Origin of the sequence: Bacillus cereus group sp. N21 (assembly GCF_016483395.1) — a bacterium.
Taxonomy (GTDB): Bacteria; Bacillota; Bacilli; order Bacillales; family Bacillaceae_G; genus Bacillus_A; species Bacillus_A pseudomycoides.
This window is the reverse complement of record NZ_JAEHBX010000061.1, coordinates 1-17,351: the sequence shown is the minus strand read 5'-3', so window position 1 is coordinate 17,351 and position 17,351 is coordinate 1. Positions and strand designations below refer to the sequence as shown.

The window sequence follows — 17,351 nt, the reverse complement described above, 5'->3', positions numbered from 1 at the left end:
TTTCATAGAGGAGGTGATCTAAATTGTTAAATGTTCAGATTGATGAAAAGATGGTTAATTCAATGTTGGAAAAAGCTATTAATGAAAAAATTGAGGAATTAGCCAAAGAAAAATACTTTTTAACTTATAAAGAGTTGTCCGAGTATCTAAACATTAGCAAACCGACCATTGAAGAGCGGTTAGTCAAAAATGGATTACGATACTACAAAGTCGGGACCAAATATTTGTTTAAGAAAAATGAAGTAGATGAATTTTTGGATGATATGACTTCAAATATGAATGCTACTAATAACGATATAAAGCTGTATAAAAATAAGAAGTAGGAAATATCATCATTTTTCAGATTACATAAGAGGAGAGAAAAATATGGATCAGTTAACAGTAAATGAACAACCAAATTTAAAAAATTTCACAAGTGAACTTGATGGTGAATTAGGATCGCTGGGAGTAAGCGTTGCGACTTTAACAGATGTAGAAGTTCTTTTAGCACACTTAGTAGAGGATATGGATACGGCGGTATACAAAGGTGAGGAAATTTATTGTTTTCGTGGATTTCATAGAAAGCTAAGAGTGTATTGGCGTTTATTAAACCATACTATTGGCGATTTAAATAAAGAATATGAAAAGGTAGATGAAATTAAAGATGGATTATTCAAAGAGGTTGTGAAACAAAGTGAAAAAAGAAAATAAAAAAAGATATATGAACGGCGAATTCATATATCCTCAAGAACAATTATTTATCTACTTATATTTTAACATTGAGTTCGTCTTGTGACAAGGGAGGTGAGAAGTTGTTATCTACAGCAGCGAATTATACAGAAACAATTAACAACATAATGCCTGGAGCGAAAATTATTAAGCTTACTGGATATGCAAAGGGCAATGAAGAGTATCAAAAAGCAAAAACACCAGTAGGTTCTTGGAAAACCACGCATTCATTAGATTGTGACAAAATTGATGGATGGCTGGATCAAGGTGGTTGGATAGGGTGCGTAGTTCCAAAAGACATTTTCATTGTCGACATTGACGATTCTAAAGAAGGTCAGTTGCTAAGGGAATTACTTGAAGGAGAAAACATTCATCATCATTTAATTAAAACTCCTAATGGCTGGCAGTTTATATTCAAAGGTGAAACGGATTTAACGAAAAAAGAAGGTCAGTATCAGAATTACGTTAATCATTTAGGGTTAACACAAGATACACGTGCAGCGGAAAAGGGTTATATCGTATTCCCGACCGAAAATACAGAAGGGCGTTATCTAGTTACCCAAAGTCTAGAAAAATTGGACGAGCTTCCACAGTTCTTATATAAAGCATGGAATGGTGCGAAAACACCTTCACCTATGGGTTATCCATATGAAACTAATGGTTCACGTGATGGGGATTTTTATGATTTAGCCAGAAGGCTATTAATTTGTAAGGTGAGTAAAAAGGAAGTATTGTCCAGTCTTAAATTGGCTCACAAATACTTTGTTTCCTTCAAAAAAGGATTTTTGATTAAGGATATTACAAAGGTTGTTAATTCGGCCTATAAGAAGGTAAATGAAGAAAAAACGGATGATGGAATAACAAACGAGAATGAGAAAAAGCGAGAGGATTCTATCAATTCTGTACGTATTCCATCTCCTTATAAAGTAAAGAATAATGCTTTATATAGAGTGGAAACTAAGATCAAGAATGGTGAAGTTGATGAACGGGAAATCATGGTTGCTAGGCATGTTCCGATTCTTAAAAGAGAGCTACATAATGTTGAACGTCAACAATTGTATTATGAGTTAACTTGGAATGATAGAGGAAAGATCGTTAACGAGATTGTTCCAGCTGGAGCATTGGCCACTAAAAAGGAAATGATGCCATTAGCAGATAAAGGATTTCCTTCAAATGATAACAATATAAAGCAGTTAATAGATTACTTTGATAAGGTTTTAGCGTTTACTGAGATTGATAGAGGGCTCATGGTAGAACGTCTAGGTTATGTGAAAAGTGGTTTGGCCCATCCATTACTAGCGACAGATTATGAAATACTTCCTAACGATCAAGGAGAGCAGCAACTTTTTGAATCATTCCAAGTAGCTGGGACAGTCCAAGGATGGATAGATGAAGTATTTAATCGTATTAAAGCCCATCCGAGAGCATTATTTTTTGTACTAGCCTCTTTTGCTAGTGTACTACTTCATGATTTAAAAATAGATCCTTTCATTGTGGATCTTTCTAGTGGAACCTCAAAAGGGAAAACAAGTGTATTAAAAGTTGCAGCTAGCGTATGGGGGACAAGTGAACTTGTTAATGAATTTAACGCAACTAAAGTCAGTATTGAACGAAAAGCGGCCTTTTTAAATAGTTTCCCGTTGCTAATGGATGATAGCCGTAAAGCAGATGAAAGATTACTTCAATCTATTGTTTATCACTTCAGTGGAGGGAAATCAAAAGGTAGGGGTTCTCTTAGTGGTTCGCAAAGAGAAAGTACATGGAAAAATATCATGTTAACTACTGGAGAAGTAAGTCTAAATGAATATGCATCTAAAGCTGGGGGAGCCGCCGCTCGAATTGTGAGTTTAAATGATAGCCCATTTGAAGGCGTAGATTATATATTCTTCGCTGATTTATATAAGGGTTTAGAAACGAATTATGGGGTCATCGGTTTAGAGTTTTTAAAACAGTACCAAGTACGTAAGAAAGAGTTGCTTCCATCATTTTATAAATTTAAAGATTTTTATATGAATAAAGCACAGGGAAATGAAGTTTTAACAAGATTATCTCTTTATTACGCAACAGTCCATTATGCAGGTAGACTCCTAAAAGAATTTTTCAAGGTTAGTTTAGATCTTGAGCAACTGGACAAACTCTTTGATGAAATTGCCCAAGAAAATAAGGCAATAGATAAACCAAAAGAACTATTGAATGAAATTTTAACTTACTTGGATAGTAATAGGGATGGTATTTATTATGACTATGCTCCAAAAAATATCAAAGCAATTTATAAGTTTAGTTCAATTTGTTTAACACCATCTTTTTTAAAAGAGTTCTTAGGGCCAGAAGAAAAAAGGACTAGAAAAGAGTGGTTGAAAAGGGAATTTACTGTTCCTAATGTTTTAGATGGGAAAGCAGTTGATTATCAAAAAATTAGTCATAAAGGGCGGAAAATCAATGCTGTGACTATAAATAAAGAGATTGTTCAACAATTGGGTTTTGATTTTGAAGAAAATCCACCTAATAACTAAGGAGTACCAAGAGTACTAAGAAAATAAAGTTAATTTTATAGGTTTGGTACTCCTAAAAACATTGATATAGCAAGGGTCTAATACGAATAGTACTAAAAGTACCAAGAGTACTAAGAAAATAAATATATATTGTATAGAAAAAACTAAAATATATTTTCTATAACTTTTTTTCTATTAATCCTATATATATGTACTTTGAAAAAACGTGGTACTTTTGGAACTTTAAGAACTAAATAAGAGGATATATTGATATGACAATGTTTTTGTGGAAGTACTAAATAAGAAATGTGATGGAACTGTCTAGAACTCTTGGTACTAATCAAATGAAAAAGGATGGTAGAAATGGCAACTAAAAAAGCTCCAATCGTATTAGCAATAGAAAGAGATGCAGCAGGGAATCTTAGTACATGGTGTAGTTACTGTTCTAAATTTCATCATCATAGTGCAAGCGAGGGGCATAAGGTATCCCATTGTATAAACGAAGATAGTCCTTACATTCACACAGGTTATGTCCTTAAGAGGATGAAACTATCGGGTAAAGAGATTGTAACCAAAGAGTAAAACTAAGTAGGTGATATGTAATTGGTTTCTTTAAAAGGTTATCAAAGACTAGATGAAGATATCGCTTATTTGGAATACAAGTTAAATAGAATAAAGGCTGAATTAAAACGTCAGAGGGATTGGGGTAAAGATATAGTATCCGTTGATCCAGGCGATGAGGAAATAGAAAAGAGACTGGACCAACTGAAGAGGGAGCTCACATATAAGAAAGAACAATTGCAACAGCTTGTTGACTTAGTGAGTAAGTTCAGAGGTTTAGAAAACAAGATACTTAAGTTGAAATATATTGATGGAATGACGTTAGAAGGCATAGGAATCAAATTAAAGTATAGTCCAAGCTATATTAAACAAAAGCATGCTGAGATTATGAGAATAATCAAGTTTGCAGAGAGATTAAAGGCAGGAGGATGAGAACTGTGGAAGGTATTGAGCAAAATGTAAGCATAGATCTATTTGGACATGTAGAACGCATTCGATTTAAAGATAGTAAGTTGATTTTATTCTCATTTATCGATGATAGACGTGGAGAATTGCTTTGTGCAGCTTATAAGGATGAAAGTATCCTTTATTACCATATTGAAAGGGATAAAAGATACCATTTACAGGTGAATTTGAAGGGATTTATGAAAGAAGCTGAAAATGGTGAAACGTACCTAAACAATGGTTTGTACGTCAAAAAAGTTTATGTAGAAAAAGAATAAATTTATAACCCCCCCTATCAAAAATAAAAGACAAGCATGCTTTGGGAGATAGGTGAGAGGGAGGCGAGTGTGCACCCCGGAAAGATTTTAAAAAAATAAAGGGGGGTGTTTTACGACGAAAAGAGCTAAAAACATAGGTATATCAAGGGTGGAGGCTTGTTGTACTTCATTGGTTGTACTACTAACATTATTGAAAAAAGTGGGGATGGTATACCTTTATTTTGTCGATAATTGTCGGATTTAACTAAAAAGGGGGGTGAATAAAGTGATAGAGAAGTGTCTGCAATCTATACTTGATAAATTAAGTAAAAAGGAACGATCCAAATTAGATATGCTTATTCAAAAATACAATACTGCAGTTGAAGAGGGAGATCCTGCACATCATCAACTGTGTATGGAACTAGTCGAAGCATATCAAAATATTAAATCGGAACAGGATAAATACTAGTTTTATAGCAAAAGTAATAGATCATCAAATTTATTGAAAGGAGGTGTAAAAAATGATTAGACATTATGAAAGTGCATCTAAATTCCACGAATCTAGAGATATGACGGAATTAAAGAATCTAATAAAAAGAAGGAAAGGCCAGGTTTGGGAAAGACGAAACGGAGTATGGAGGCAGTTAGACAAACGAGAGCAGCTACTTAAACAAATCGATAATATGTTAGTGAAATTTAAATAAGTACAAAAAAGCATAGGGTGTTCTGGACCAACATCCTATGCTCAATCAAAAAACAAAATACAAGGAGAATTATATCATGACTACAACAATTAAAAATAAAAAAGAAATTCGTTCAGCTTTTGCAAATTATGTGACAGGTAATATAGGTGAGAAAGAAGCTCGTTCATTAGGGCTATCCATTTCAAATAGTGGAAAAGCATTTATTCCAAAATCTATTGCTAATGAAATTATTAGTTACGTTGAAGAGGAAAATTTACTAAGAAAATATGGGAAAGTAGTTACAGTTGATGGAAATCTAGGGTACCCAGTTTTGACTGAGGAATCAAATCTCAAAGTCGAAGTTCATTCAGAAGAACGTGATAGCGAAAATGAGATTGAAGTGAATAGCATCGGGTTAAATGCAGATGTTTTATCTCCTGTGGAATTTGATTCTATTTCAAGGGTTAAAAGAAAACTATTGAAGATGAGCGGTGGAGAAGTTAGTTTAGCGGATTTAATTGTAGAATTAATGAAGAAAGAGTATCTAAAAAAAGAAATTGATTATATGTTTAATGGAGATAATCCAGATGCTTTTAACTCTGGATCATTATTGAATAAAGCAAAAGTATTTACACCAACTAAAACAGAACCGGTGGCAATCATTAAAGAATTAAAAAATAAAGTGTCTACTAATGTGATGAACAAATCAAGATGGATTGTAAACAAAGCAGGTCTTGAATATGTTGAAGATTTAAAGTTACCAAATGGAGAGCCGGCTTTAAAAACAATTGATCGTGTGGATGGTGGAGTAAGTTACATGTTGCTAGGATTCCCACTTGATTGCACAGATGCAGTAAAAGGCTCGGCAGATTCAGCAGCATTATTTTACTTTGGTGACTTTGCATCCTTCGTTATTCAGGAAAATTCAGATGGATTGGAAATTGAAGTTATGAAGGAAATGTATACGAATGTTAATGAAGTAGGATTGAAACTATACAACCTTCTTGATGGTAAGCTAATCTATTCAGAGGTAGAACCAACGGTGTATCGTTTGGAAATTAAATAGTTTAACTATATTTGTAAGTATGATGTGATTTTTAGGGATATTGATGTGAAATTGATATCCCTTTTAATTAGAAAAAGAACGTTATTGACTATTTTCTAAAATATAAGTTTATGGGTTGACGTTTTTTAAATAAAATGTAAAAATAAGAGGACAAAATATTAAGGAATGGGAGTGTCGTCTTTGCCTTTTAAACTGAATGTTGATGGGGATAGTATTAAACAAATCATTCAAAGGGTTCAAGCGTCGTTGACTAAGGCTAGTGATAGATTAGAAACTGATTATGGGTTTAATAATGGTCACGGGATGGCAAAATGGAGTTTTATATATTCCCGTCAAATTGGGAATGATACAGAAGAGTTTGCCTCATTCAAAACTAAGAGGAATGGATGGAAAGTTGCAGCACTTGTTGATACAACAACTAAAACTTTATTTTTCTTTTTGTCTCAGAAAAATCTTGAGGCTAGGCAACAGGGAAAGATAAGATCTAAAGCGATGTATTACATTTCTGCATTGTCAGGGATATGTAATGTGGATTTTGAGGGGAAATTAGATTTTAATCAGAGAAGAGCGATCCAGACCCAGTTAACTTGGGGTTTTGATTATGATGAGGATGAAGCTCGTCAAATATATGATGAAATGCTTCGGGTATGTCCTTGTGAAATTGAACAATTCTGTGTAATTAGTCTTGATATGAGAGGTTATGAATTAAAATCCGTTAAGGCTAATATATTAAATGAAAAGTTAGATACGCTTTATGAAGAGGATTGGAGTGACTTTATTATTGTTGCTTCTAATGATGATAGTGATAAGGACGACAAACAACAAGAGCAAGAACAGCATGATATGACGGTTTCGCTGAAGAAAAAGAAAAAGCAAACATCTGAATAAAATCACGCTCTTCTCATAGAAAGAAAGGGATTTTTCAAGATGATCACATCTAAATTTAATGGTGAAAGATTGAAATTAGCTAGGCGCTTTAATGCAATGAGTTTATTGGATTTATCGGAAAAGCTTTCAATATCTAAACAAATGATTTCTAAGTATGAAAAAAATATCAGTCCACCTAGTGGAGAAATCATGCTTCAATTGGAAGGCGTATTAGGTTTTCCAAGAAAGTTTTATTTCGAAGATGACACGGTTACAGATAAAGTAGGTAATGCTTATTTTAGAGCACTTGCTAAAACTTTGAAGAAAGATCTTGAGGCTCAGAAATTAAGGTTAGACTTTCTTTCAATTATTTATCAGCTTATTAATGAGTATATTGATTTGCCTAAAGAAAATTTACCTACTTTAGATGTAGATAACGTGAGCATAGAAGAAATGGCTGTACAAGCTAGAGAGTTTTGGGGATTAGGAGATAAACCAATTAAAAATATGGTAGAGCTCTTAGAGATAAATGGAATAATTGTTTCTACCTCAAGAATAAATGTTTCTGAAATTGATGCATATACACAGACAAGGAAAATAAATGGTTCAGATGTTTATTTTGTAGTATTAGGTAATGATAAAGGGAGTAGATATAGAAGGCAATTTGATGCAGCCCATGAGCTTGCGCACATATTAATTCATGAGCCTTATCTGGATTTATCTACGTTATCCAAAGATGAAGAAAGAGAAATGGAACAGCAGGCCAATGATTTTGCTAGTGCATTTCTACTACCTAAAGAACCTTTTATTAGAGATGTTAGTATGTTTCCGATTGATCTAGACCATTATGTCTTTATGAAAAAGAAATGGCATGTTTCTGTGGGAGTAATGATTAGAAGAGCATACAATTTAGGAGTAATCACTTTCAATCAATATTCGTATTTGCAAAGACAAATGAGTAAAAATGGTTGGAGAAAAAAAGAACCATTAGATGGACAATCTAAGCCTACAAGTCCAGTTTTAATTAAAAAGTCAATTCTTGCATTGCTTGAAAATGATGTTTTTGATGGGAATAGCATTTTAGAAGAACTTTCAAGTGAGTATCAATTAAGTCTACGTGAAGATATGTTTGAAGCATTGACTGGTTTAGAAGAAGGTACACTGGCTAACTTTAGAAATGATAGGTCTAACGTTGTTTTAGCACTGAAAAGAAATACTAACATTAGCTCGAATAAAACAGTATAAAGTGGTTTCGATAAACGAAGAAATCCGGCTCTTGTGAGTCGGATTTTTTTAACGCTATTAAAATGATATAATGATTAATTGAAATATAGTTACTTTTAGTAAAGTTTTGCAGTTAGCTATATAAAAAGCCACAAGAGCATTAAATTCTTGTGGCTTTACTTTTACTATTCATGTTAAAAGTCTAAATCTTTTTCATTACCATCATAATCTACTAGTAATGATCCTTCGTCTAAGGTATCCATTAACCATTCCACCAAACCATTCCATGATCTAGAAACGCTGTGAGTCTCCCTATCCCATTGTATTACCGTTGCATCGTATCCATTGCTTGATTCTAAGTCTATACATATCGAGTCACCATAGTTTAAATCTGCGATGATTAAATACGTGTCTGGCATCTTTGTCGGTCTTCGTTCTTTTTTAAACGAATCATTTAGATAGGAGCCACCACGCTGTTTTGGGCCCCGAGCAGCTGTATGAATTTCTGACAGGACTGTTCCAGGTATAAATAATTCTCCACCATTACACACTTGGAGAAAACCTTTATATATATCAGGAATTTGAATGTTAAGTTCATTTTGAAGGCTTATTATATCTTCTAAGCTGATTCCATTATTTAGGTTGTGAATACCATCTACATATTTATTAACTTCCTCAAAAAATGGTTGTAAATGATTGTTTTTCGAATAATATTTTCTTAGCATAAAACCATCTCCCTCTATTCATGTTTCCAAGGCGCAACGTCTCCAAAGTCAGTCATACTATCATTCTTAGGAGTATAGTAGCCATTTGTAGGATTGTGATAATTCCCACGATGGGCGTCAAGATGTTCATTTACATCCATATTCCTTCCCTTTAAAAATTGAATGTTATCTGGTTCACCAGCAAAATCAGGATATTCATTAGCAGATTTCATATGCTGTCCCTCGTAGCCTTTAACTTTTCCTGTTTGTAATAACTCTAGTTTTTCTGCAGGGGTCCAATCTCTTGTTCCTTTTCCAGTTTTTTTAACCAATTCTTTCTCTTGTCTCCATGCGTGGCGAACGGCTTTCTGACGAAGAGCTGAAAACTGTTTATCGGTTAGCCATATTCCGTTTACATTATACTGTTTTTTTCCATCAACAATCCGTATTTTTTCTGTATTCTTAACACTATTACCAACCTCGCTAGAAGACTGGGATTTTTGAAGGTTGTTAGCATCGGCTTTCTCCTTTATTCTACCACTAGTCCCATTAGAAGAAGACTGGAACTTTTGAAGAGTATCCTTACCATTTTGAATTGCATTACGCCCAACAAATACACCATGTCCAACAAGACTAACTCCAGCCGTTGTAGCAGCTGCATCAAACGTAATAGCAATTGGTGATGCTAATCCACCAGTTCCTACTGTTGCGACTAGAGTTAAAAAATTAGAGCCGCCTATGACGGTAAGGCCTTCTAGAATTTCTATAATGGAAGCCGCTCCTGCTATAACATTTCCTGTGAACCTTCCCGCTTGATAAGTTAACTTGCTTTCTAATTCATCATTATCAGGTGATTCTAGTCCAATAACGCTTTCGAAAGCCGCACTGCCAGCGCCTTGAAAAAATGCTTTCATAAATTCCCAAGTACCGATAGCTGTTTTTTCGTACCATGGTCTATTGGCCTCTTGTTCTCGTAAAGCAATTATTTCTTCAATTTCTTTTTTTATTTCAGCTTCGCGAACTTTTTCCTCGGCAATTTTTTGAATAGAGGCTACCCACTCCATATTCAACCCTTGTGTACTAAACGTGCCACTTGCGGGACTAAAACCTTTTCCGCTTTGGACTTCCGCTAGACCCGTCGCAATGCTAGAGGCTAATTGAATTGCTGTACTATAGTTATTGCTAGATGTTTGATTAAATTCATGTAGATGATCTAACTTTTCTTGCAGTTTGTGCCTCATGGCAGTAAAAAGATTCGCCATAGCGTCCATACCTGGGATTGGCATAGCTTGACTGACGGCTTCCATACTTGTTTTCATTCGGTCAATTTCTTTAATTTGTTCTAATATTTCTTGTTCGATTACATCCGTTGAGGCTACCTTTGTTTCAAATTGACTTGGAAAAGCATCATTCTGACGAATCAATTCCTCACATAAGTAAATGATTCCTTGTGCTAAAGGACGAAAAGTTTCTGTAAAGAATGCTTTTGCACTACTATATGTTTGTCCTTGTAGAACAGTATCAACTGCAAAAGCGTCAATCGACTGAATGGCTTGTTCCATACCTTGAATGGTAGCGGTACATACAGCGTTCATACTTTGAGTTTGGTTTTGTACTTCTCCCAAATACATATTTAAACTCATGAATTCCCCTCCTTAACAGGTAAATCATACCAATTCAAAGGAGGAACTGTAAATATTACATTGTAATGAATTTATTAGAGGTATCAGCGTATCTCAAAGAGAACTTATCCATATTCCAATTTAAAGGGTGATTCTTATGGAATGTAAAGAGTCTAAAGAAAGGACTTTGTTAGACAATCCTCCAAGTGAAGAAACAAAATTAAAAATGGTCGAATTCTTTATGGGAATTTTGATGTCCGAAAAGTGTCCGAAAGGGTTTGGAATTGTATATTTTTAAGTAATGAAATTGCTTGGGAATATTGATACAATAGTCTTTTTTGTGTCTATTTTCTTCTATTATATATAAAGCTTGATGGGCGGAATGATGTAATTTCATTCGCCAAAGAAACATTCATCTCTATATAGGGGTGAATGTTTTTTGTTATGGGACAAAAAATATAGGAATAAAGGTTTCTTGGGATAAAGAAAATAATTTCTGTAGAATTTTGTCGCTTTCTCTCTTGACCGTATTGATACTTCATTGTTAGAATCTAGGAAGATAATATAAAACAATCCTTCATATATCCTCAATGATATGGTTTGAGAGTCTCTACCGGGTTACCGTAAACAACCTGACTATGAAGGCAGTGTGTCTTATATTTATAAAGAGCGGGATACTATCTTTATAAAGCCAGACCTCTGCCTTTTCTTTGTTATGAGACTGAGGGCGGAGGACTGGCTTTTTTTATTATATTGGTAATGCTTTTTGCCAAATTGGTGAAAATATTTATATACAGAACTAACGTTGGGGTGATTATTTTGAAGAAACAGCACGATACAATTATCGTTTTAGATTTTGGGAGTCAGTACAATCAGTTAATTGCACGTCGAATTCGTGAGTTCGGTGTATACAGTGAACTTCATCCACATACAATTACTGCAGAAGAAATTAAAGCAATGAATCCAAAAGGGATTATTTTCTCTGGTGGACCGAATAGTGTATATGGTGAAAATGCATTCCACTGTGATGAAAAAATCTTTGAATTAGGATTACCGATTTTTGGTATTTGTTACGGTATGCAGCTTATGACAAAACACTTTGGTGGAAAAGTAGAACGTGCAAACCATCGTGAGTACGGAAAAGCAGTTCTTAAAGTAGAGAACGGATCAAAATTATATGCGAACCTTCCAGAAGAGCAAGTTGTATGGATGAGTCATGGTGACTTAGTAACTGGTTTACCAGAAGGATTCGTAGTAGATGCAACAAGTGAGTCTTGTCCAATTGCTGGTATGAGCAATGAAGCAAAAAACTTATACGGTGTACAATTCCATCCAGAAGTACGTCATTCTGAGCACGGTAATGATTTAATCAAAAACTTCGTATTCGGCGTATGTGGCTGTTCTGAAGGTTGGAACATGGAGAACTTTATTGAAGTAGAATTAGAAAAAATCCGTGAAACTGTTGGCGATAAAAAAGTACTATGCGCACTTAGTGGCGGTGTAGACTCTTCTGTTGTAGCAGTATTAATCCATAAAGCAATCGGTGATCAATTAACATGTATTTTCGTTGACCATGGTTTACTTCGTAAAGGTGAAGCGGAAGGTGTTATGAAAACATTTAGCGAAGGCTTCCACATGAACGTTATTAAAGTGGATGCAAAAGAACGCTTCATGAACAAGTTAAAAGGTGTAGAAGATCCAGAACAAAAACGCAAAATCATTGGTAATGAATTTATTTACGTATTTGATGATGAAGCTTCTAGATTAGAAGGAATGGACTTCTTAGCACAAGGTACACTGTACACAGATATTGTTGAAAGTGGTACAGCAACTGCACAAACAATTAAATCTCACCATAACGTTGGTGGACTTCCAGAAGATATGCAGTTCAAATTAATTGAGCCTTTAAACACTCTATTTAAGGATGAAGTACGTGTATTAGGATCAGAACTAGGAATTCCTGATGAAATCGTATGGCGTCAACCGTTCCCGGGTCCAGGACTTGGTATCCGTGTATTAGGCGAAATCACAGAAGAAAAATTAGAAATCGTTCGTGAATCCGATGCGATTTTACGTGAGGAAATCCAAAAAGCTGGCTTAGATCGTGAAATTTGGCAATACTTCACTGCACTTCCTGGCATGCGTAGCGTAGGTGTTATGGGTGACGAGCGTACTTACGATTACACAGTAGGTATCCGTGCAGTAACATCAATCGATGGTATGACAGCAGATTGGGCACGTATCCCTTGGGATGTATTAGAGAAAATCTCTGTACGTATCGTAAACGAAGTAAAACACGTTAACCGTATCGTGTATGATGTAACGAGTAAGCCACCAGCAACAATTGAGTGGGAATAGAATAGGTTTATTCGTTTAAAAGAAGACCCATCTATGATTTTATGCATAGATGGGTCTTTTTTTGTTGTTTATACGAACGAAAAATAAAAATCGTATAAAAATGTTCGTTTTTAAATTGACATACACCTATATGTGAGTTAATATGAGTATGTAATTGATACGAAAAAATGAATATTACAGCCGTCGTATAATATCGGGGATATGGCCCGAAAGTTTCTACCTAGCTACCGTAAATGGCTTGACTACGAGGCGTTTTTATAAAGGTAAGGGGAAATCTGCCTTTATTTACAGAACGCTTCCATGTATATGCAATGGAAGCCTTTTTTATTTTTATAGATAAAAGAGGGCTAGGGAGGGTTACGACGAGTAATCATATAACGGGGGAAACGTAGAATGAAACGTTATTTTCAGTTCGATGAGCTCGGTACAAATTATAAAACAGAGTTCATTGCAGGGTTAACGACATTTTTATCTATGGCTTATGTACTATTTGTCAATCCTGCTACACTGTCACTGGGAAACATTAAAGGGTTACCAGCAGGAACAGGAATGGATCCGGGAGCGGTCTTTGTTGCCACTGCATTAGCGGCTGCAATTGGGTCACTGATTATGGGGATTTTCGCAAAATATCCAATTGCCTTAGCGCCAGGAATGGGAATCAATGCATTCTTTGCTTATACAGCGGTGTTAACGATGGGGATTCCGTGGCAAACAGCGATTGCCGGAACTTTAATGTCAGGTATTATCTTTATTATTCTTACTGCTTCTGGTATTCGCGAAAAAATTATTAATGCCATTCCATTAGAGTTGAAGTTTGCAGTAGCAGCAGGAATTGGTTTGTTTATCGCCTTTCTTGGTTTTCAAAATGCAGGAATTATTGTGAAGAATGATGCGGTTCTTGTTGGATTGGGGGATTTAACAAAGGGCACAACATTACTTGCGATTTTCGGTGTAGTGATTACAATCATTCTAATGATCAAAAAAATAAACGGTGCTGTTTTCTACGGAATGATTCTTACAGCAATCCTTGGAGTAGCAACAGGATTAATTGATACACCAAAAGCTGTCGTTGGTGCAATTCCTAGTTTAGAACCTACGTTCGGTGTGGCGTTCCAGCACTTCGGAGATATCTTCACTGTTCAAATGGGAATTGTTATTATAACGTTCTTCTTCATTGATTTCTTTGATACAGCGGGTACACTTGTAGCAGTTGCGAATCAAGCTGGGTTAATGAAGAACAATAAATTACCACGTGCGGGAAAAGCATTATTTGCAGATGCAATTGCAACTGTAATTGGTGCGATTCTTGGGACATCTACGACAACGTCTTACATTGAATCGTCTGCAGGGGTAGCAGCAGGAGGGCGTTCAGGATTTACAGCAGTTGTAACAGCCGGATTTTTCTTGTTAGCACTTTTCTTTTCACCATTATTAAGTGTTGTGACAGCGTCTGTAACGGCACCGGCTTTAATTATTGTAGGGATTTTGATGGTTTCGTCTCTAGGAGAAATTGATTGGAAGAAATTCGAGATTGCAGTACCAGCATTCTTTACGATTATTTCTATGCCACTTACGTATAGTATTGCAACAGGAATAGCAATTGGATTCATCTTCTATCCAATTACAATGGTTGTAAGTGGTCGTCGTAAAGAAATTCATCCAATTATGTATGTAATGGGAGTTTTATTCGTACTATATTTCATCTACGTTCGTAAATAAAGGGGTTTTTGAAAGGTCTAGACTAAGGGGAGTCTAGACCTTTTTTGCGTCTTCAGAAAATCTTAAGGATTTCGTTCCGTTTTTCTTCAGAAGTTTTCTTATAATAGAAGTTAGGGAATGAAAAAGCTATGGGGGGGATATTGTGGGACACGAAACAATACTTGTTGTAGATGATGAAAAAGAAATTCGAGATTTAATTACGATTTATTTAAAGAATGAAGGATATAAGGTGCTACAGGCAGAGGATGGAGCAGAGGGTTTATATATATTAGAGAAAAATGAAGTGCATTTAGTTGTATTGGATATTATGATGCCGAAAATTGATGGTATCCATATGTGTATGAAAATAAGAGAAGCGAAAGAGATGCCAATTATTATGTTGTCTGCGAAAACGCAAGATATGGATAAAATTTTAGGGCTAACAACAGGAGCGGACGATTATGTAACGAAACCTTTCAATCCGTTAGAACTGATAGCGAGAATAAAATCGCAGCTTCGTCGATATATGAAAATGAATGGATTTGTTGTCCAAAATGAAAATGAAATTGAAATCGGGAATATGAAAATAAACGTCTCAACCCACAAAGTTGTTGTAGAAAATGAAGAAGTGAAACTAACTCCGAGGGAATTTTCGATTTTGGAGTTACTAGCTCGTAATCCAGAGATGGTCTTTAGTGCAGAACAAATTTATGAAAAGGTTTGGAATGAACGATCTTTCCAATCTGATAATACCGTCATGGTGCATATTCGAAAAATACGTGAGAAGACTGAAGAGAATCCGAGAAAGCCAATATATATAAAAACAGTATGGGGAGTGGGATATAAGATTGAGAAAGATAATTAAAAACATATTTAGGCCAATTGGTTGGATGAATCGAACTTTTAAAAAAATAATATATAAAGTAATAAGGGGAGTACAAAAGAGTTTACGTGTACAACTGATAACTACGTTTGCTTTCTGTATTTTGTTGGGTGTAATAGGAGTGTGGACATCATCTCCGTTTTTTCAAGGAATAAATACATACTCTGTAATTGATTATTCATCTGGTATGCGAGGAATTGATGCAACTGCTGAAAGACTTGCCGAGGTTATTACAAGAGAAGGTGCTGATGTTAACGTCCAAGAAGTTTTTGAACGTCCGGAGTATCAAGGTGAATTAAAAGTGTTAATTGTAGATGAGAATGGAAAAGTTATATATAAGACAAAAGATGCTCAGGAAGAACAAGTTAATCTTCATAGTACTATTCGTAATATAATGAGTTTCAAAATAAATCGCTCTCAATATGAATATCAAAAAAATGTAATAGATAATGAAATCGAAAGAGAGCGTAAAGAATTTACGACTTTTTATCCTTTAACAATTCAAGAGAAAAATATGTATATGATCGCAAGCGGTATACCGCAAGGAAATATTAGAGTAGTACAGAATGATGGGCCGTTTCCATTTTTGATTGGCTTTGTTATTTTTTTATTTTCTTTCTTTTATATAACTAAAAGAAAGATGAGGCAAGTTGAGGCGATGGCGGAAGGTGTAAAAGAAATCGCAAAAGGTAACCTGCAATATAGAATTCCGCAGAAGGGGCAAGATGAATTAAGTTTGCTAGCTGTGAATATGAATCAGATGGCAAAAGAATTATTTTCCAACATAGAAAAAGAAAGAAGAATAGAGAAGCAAAAGAATGAATTGATTACAAATGTATCTCATGACTTGCGAACGCCACTTACATCTATTATGGGTTATTTGCGTTTATTACAGGATTCAAAATATGAAAGTAAAGAACAGCACAATGAATATGTGAGAATTGCTTTCTCGAAATCTGAGCAGTTAAAGAATTTAATAGAAGATTTATTTGAGTATACAAAGTTAACAAATGAAAAGATGGTATTAGAAAAGCAAGAAGTGTGTATAACCGAACTTCTGGAGCAATTAATAGAAGAGCTAGTACCACAGGCTGAAGAAGAAGGACTTATACTCGTGAAGCAGTTTCCTAAAGAACGTGTGTACGCTGCGATTGATTCAGAGAAGATGGTCCGTGTATTTGAGAATCTATTAATGAATGCTATTAAATATAGTAAAGATGATGGAGAGATTAAGGTTTCCCTTCAAAGACAACGCCGGAATATACAAATTATGGTTGCGAACCATAGTGAAGAGTTTACAAAGGAAGAGTTAGGGAACTTGTTTGAACGCTTCTATAAGAAAGATCAATCTAGAAGTAGAGTAACGGAAGGATCGGGACTCGGATTAGCAATCGCTAAAAGTATTGTTGAATTACAAGGGGGAGAAATTCGAGCAGAATATGAGGATGGAATTATTCAGTTTATCGTTTCACTACCAATTATAGAAGAAAAGTAAATAAAGAGAGAGTTATGGAAGAGGAAGGCTTGTTTATAAGGAATAAGCCTTCTTTATATTTTTTTAGAAAAACATATTGACGTTTATATAAATGAAGTGTAGTATTATACGAGTCGCCGATAGCAACAACGAAAAACGCGACAAACGAAATAAAAAACTTAGTTGACATTGAAACATGAAAGTGTTAACATAAGGGAGTCGCAAATGAGCGGCAAACAAGTTCTTTGAAAACTGAACGAAACAAACAACGTGAAACGTCAATTTTTATTTTAGATGCTAGACAAACTAA

Annotated in this window: 17 protein-coding genes and 2 riboswitches; of the genes, 15 read left to right on the top strand and 2 right to left on the bottom strand. The window is 34.9% G+C overall.

Annotated elements, in window-relative coordinates; genetic code table 11:
• Positions 1 to 23 precede the first annotated feature (23 nt).
• From JDS96_RS24105 to JDS96_RS24055, 11 genes are all read left to right on the top strand, one after another.
• The gene (locus JDS96_RS24105) at positions 24 to 323 is read left to right on the top strand and encodes a helix-turn-helix domain-containing protein (RefSeq protein ID WP_374221009.1); all 300 of its coding nucleotides are present in this window, start codon (positions 24 to 26) and stop codon (positions 321 to 323) included.
• Between the two features lie 43 nt (positions 324 to 366).
• Complete coding sequence (locus tag JDS96_RS24100; RefSeq protein ID WP_199668262.1) at positions 367 to 690, top strand: hypothetical protein; 324 nt, start codon at positions 367 to 369, stop codon at positions 688 to 690.
• A gap of 101 nt (positions 691 to 791) precedes the next feature.
• A complete protein-coding gene (locus tag JDS96_RS24095) occupies positions 792 to 3,221 on the top strand; it encodes a DUF927 domain-containing protein (protein WP_199668261.1) in 2,430 nt (809 codons plus the stop codon).
• Between the two features lie 342 nt (positions 3,222 to 3,563).
• Positions 3,564 to 3,782, top strand: a complete 219-nt coding sequence (locus JDS96_RS24090) for a hypothetical protein (protein ID WP_199668260.1) — start codon at positions 3,564 to 3,566, stop codon at positions 3,780 to 3,782.
• A 21-nt stretch (positions 3,783 to 3,803) separates the two neighbouring features.
• On the top strand, positions 3,804 to 4,193 hold the full coding sequence (locus JDS96_RS24085; RefSeq protein WP_199668259.1) for a sigma-70 family RNA polymerase sigma factor: 390 nt from the start codon (positions 3,804 to 3,806) through the stop codon (positions 4,191 to 4,193).
• 5 nt (positions 4,194 to 4,198) lie between these two features.
• Positions 4,199 to 4,483: a hypothetical protein gene (locus JDS96_RS24080; protein WP_199668258.1), complete on the top strand. Its 285-nt coding sequence runs from the start codon at positions 4,199 to 4,201 to the stop codon at positions 4,481 to 4,483.
• 265 nt (positions 4,484 to 4,748) lie between these two features.
• Positions 4,749 to 4,931 carry a hypothetical protein gene (locus tag JDS96_RS24075; protein WP_199668257.1) on the top strand — a complete coding sequence of 61 codons (183 nt, stop codon included), beginning with the start codon at positions 4,749 to 4,751 and terminating at the stop codon, positions 4,929 to 4,931.
• A gap of 52 nt (positions 4,932 to 4,983) precedes the next feature.
• Positions 4,984 to 5,166: a hypothetical protein gene (locus tag JDS96_RS24070; protein ID WP_018766651.1), complete on the top strand. Its 183-nt coding sequence runs from the start codon at positions 4,984 to 4,986 to the stop codon at positions 5,164 to 5,166.
• A 76-nt stretch (positions 5,167 to 5,242) separates the two neighbouring features.
• Positions 5,243 to 6,211, top strand: coding sequence for a phage major capsid protein (locus JDS96_RS24065; RefSeq protein WP_199668256.1), 969 nt, complete (start codon positions 5,243 to 5,245; stop codon positions 6,209 to 6,211).
• A 180-nt stretch (positions 6,212 to 6,391) separates the two neighbouring features.
• Positions 6,392 to 7,099, top strand: coding sequence for a DUF5986 family protein (locus JDS96_RS24060; protein WP_106382697.1), 708 nt, complete (start codon positions 6,392 to 6,394; stop codon positions 7,097 to 7,099).
• A gap of 39 nt (positions 7,100 to 7,138) precedes the next feature.
• Complete coding sequence (locus tag JDS96_RS24055) at positions 7,139 to 8,323, top strand: XRE family transcriptional regulator (RefSeq protein ID WP_199668255.1); 1,185 nt, start codon at positions 7,139 to 7,141, stop codon at positions 8,321 to 8,323.
• A gap of 173 nt (positions 8,324 to 8,496) precedes the next feature.
• On the opposite strand, the gene JDS96_RS24050 is transcribed toward JDS96_RS24055, so the two are convergent.
• Both JDS96_RS24050 and JDS96_RS24045 read right to left on the bottom strand, forming a co-directional pair.
• Positions 8,497 to 9,027 carry an SMI1/KNR4 family protein gene (locus JDS96_RS24050; RefSeq protein WP_199668254.1) on the bottom strand — a complete coding sequence of 177 codons (531 nt, stop codon included), beginning with the start codon at positions 9,025 to 9,027 and terminating at the stop codon, positions 8,497 to 8,499.
• Between the two features lie 14 nt (positions 9,028 to 9,041).
• Positions 9,042 to 10,649: a T7SS effector LXG polymorphic toxin gene (locus JDS96_RS24045; RefSeq protein ID WP_199668253.1), complete on the bottom strand. Its 1,608-nt coding sequence runs from the start codon at positions 10,647 to 10,649 to the stop codon at positions 9,042 to 9,044.
• A gap of 536 nt (positions 10,650 to 11,185) precedes the next feature.
• Positions 11,186 to 11,287: riboswitch (purine riboswitch) on the top strand.
• 160 nt (positions 11,288 to 11,447) lie between these two features.
• Between JDS96_RS24045 and guaA the strand changes: the two genes are divergently transcribed.
• The 4 genes from guaA (at position 11,448) to JDS96_RS24025 (ending at position 17,062) form a co-directional block, all read left to right on the top strand.
• Entirely contained in the window at positions 11,448 to 12,986 is a 1,539-nt protein-coding gene (gene guaA / locus JDS96_RS24040) for a glutamine-hydrolyzing GMP synthase (RefSeq protein ID WP_018783542.1), read from the top strand.
• A gap of 162 nt (positions 12,987 to 13,148) precedes the next feature.
• A riboswitch (purine riboswitch) is annotated at positions 13,149 to 13,251 on the top strand.
• A 128-nt stretch (positions 13,252 to 13,379) separates the two neighbouring features.
• Positions 13,380 to 14,705, top strand: coding sequence for an NCS2 family permease (locus JDS96_RS24035; RefSeq protein ID WP_003194563.1), 1,326 nt, complete (start codon positions 13,380 to 13,382; stop codon positions 14,703 to 14,705).
• Positions 14,706 to 14,847: 142 nt separating this feature from the next.
• On the top strand, positions 14,848 to 15,549 hold the full coding sequence (locus tag JDS96_RS24030; RefSeq protein WP_016117050.1) for a response regulator transcription factor: 702 nt from the start codon (positions 14,848 to 14,850) through the stop codon (positions 15,547 to 15,549).
• Positions 15,545 to 17,062, top strand: a complete 1,518-nt coding sequence (locus tag JDS96_RS24025; RefSeq protein WP_199668268.1) for a sensor histidine kinase — start codon at positions 15,545 to 15,547, stop codon at positions 17,060 to 17,062. The genes JDS96_RS24030 and JDS96_RS24025 overlap by 5 nt, the downstream gene beginning before the upstream one ends.
• Positions 17,063 to 17,351: the final 289 nt, after the last annotated feature.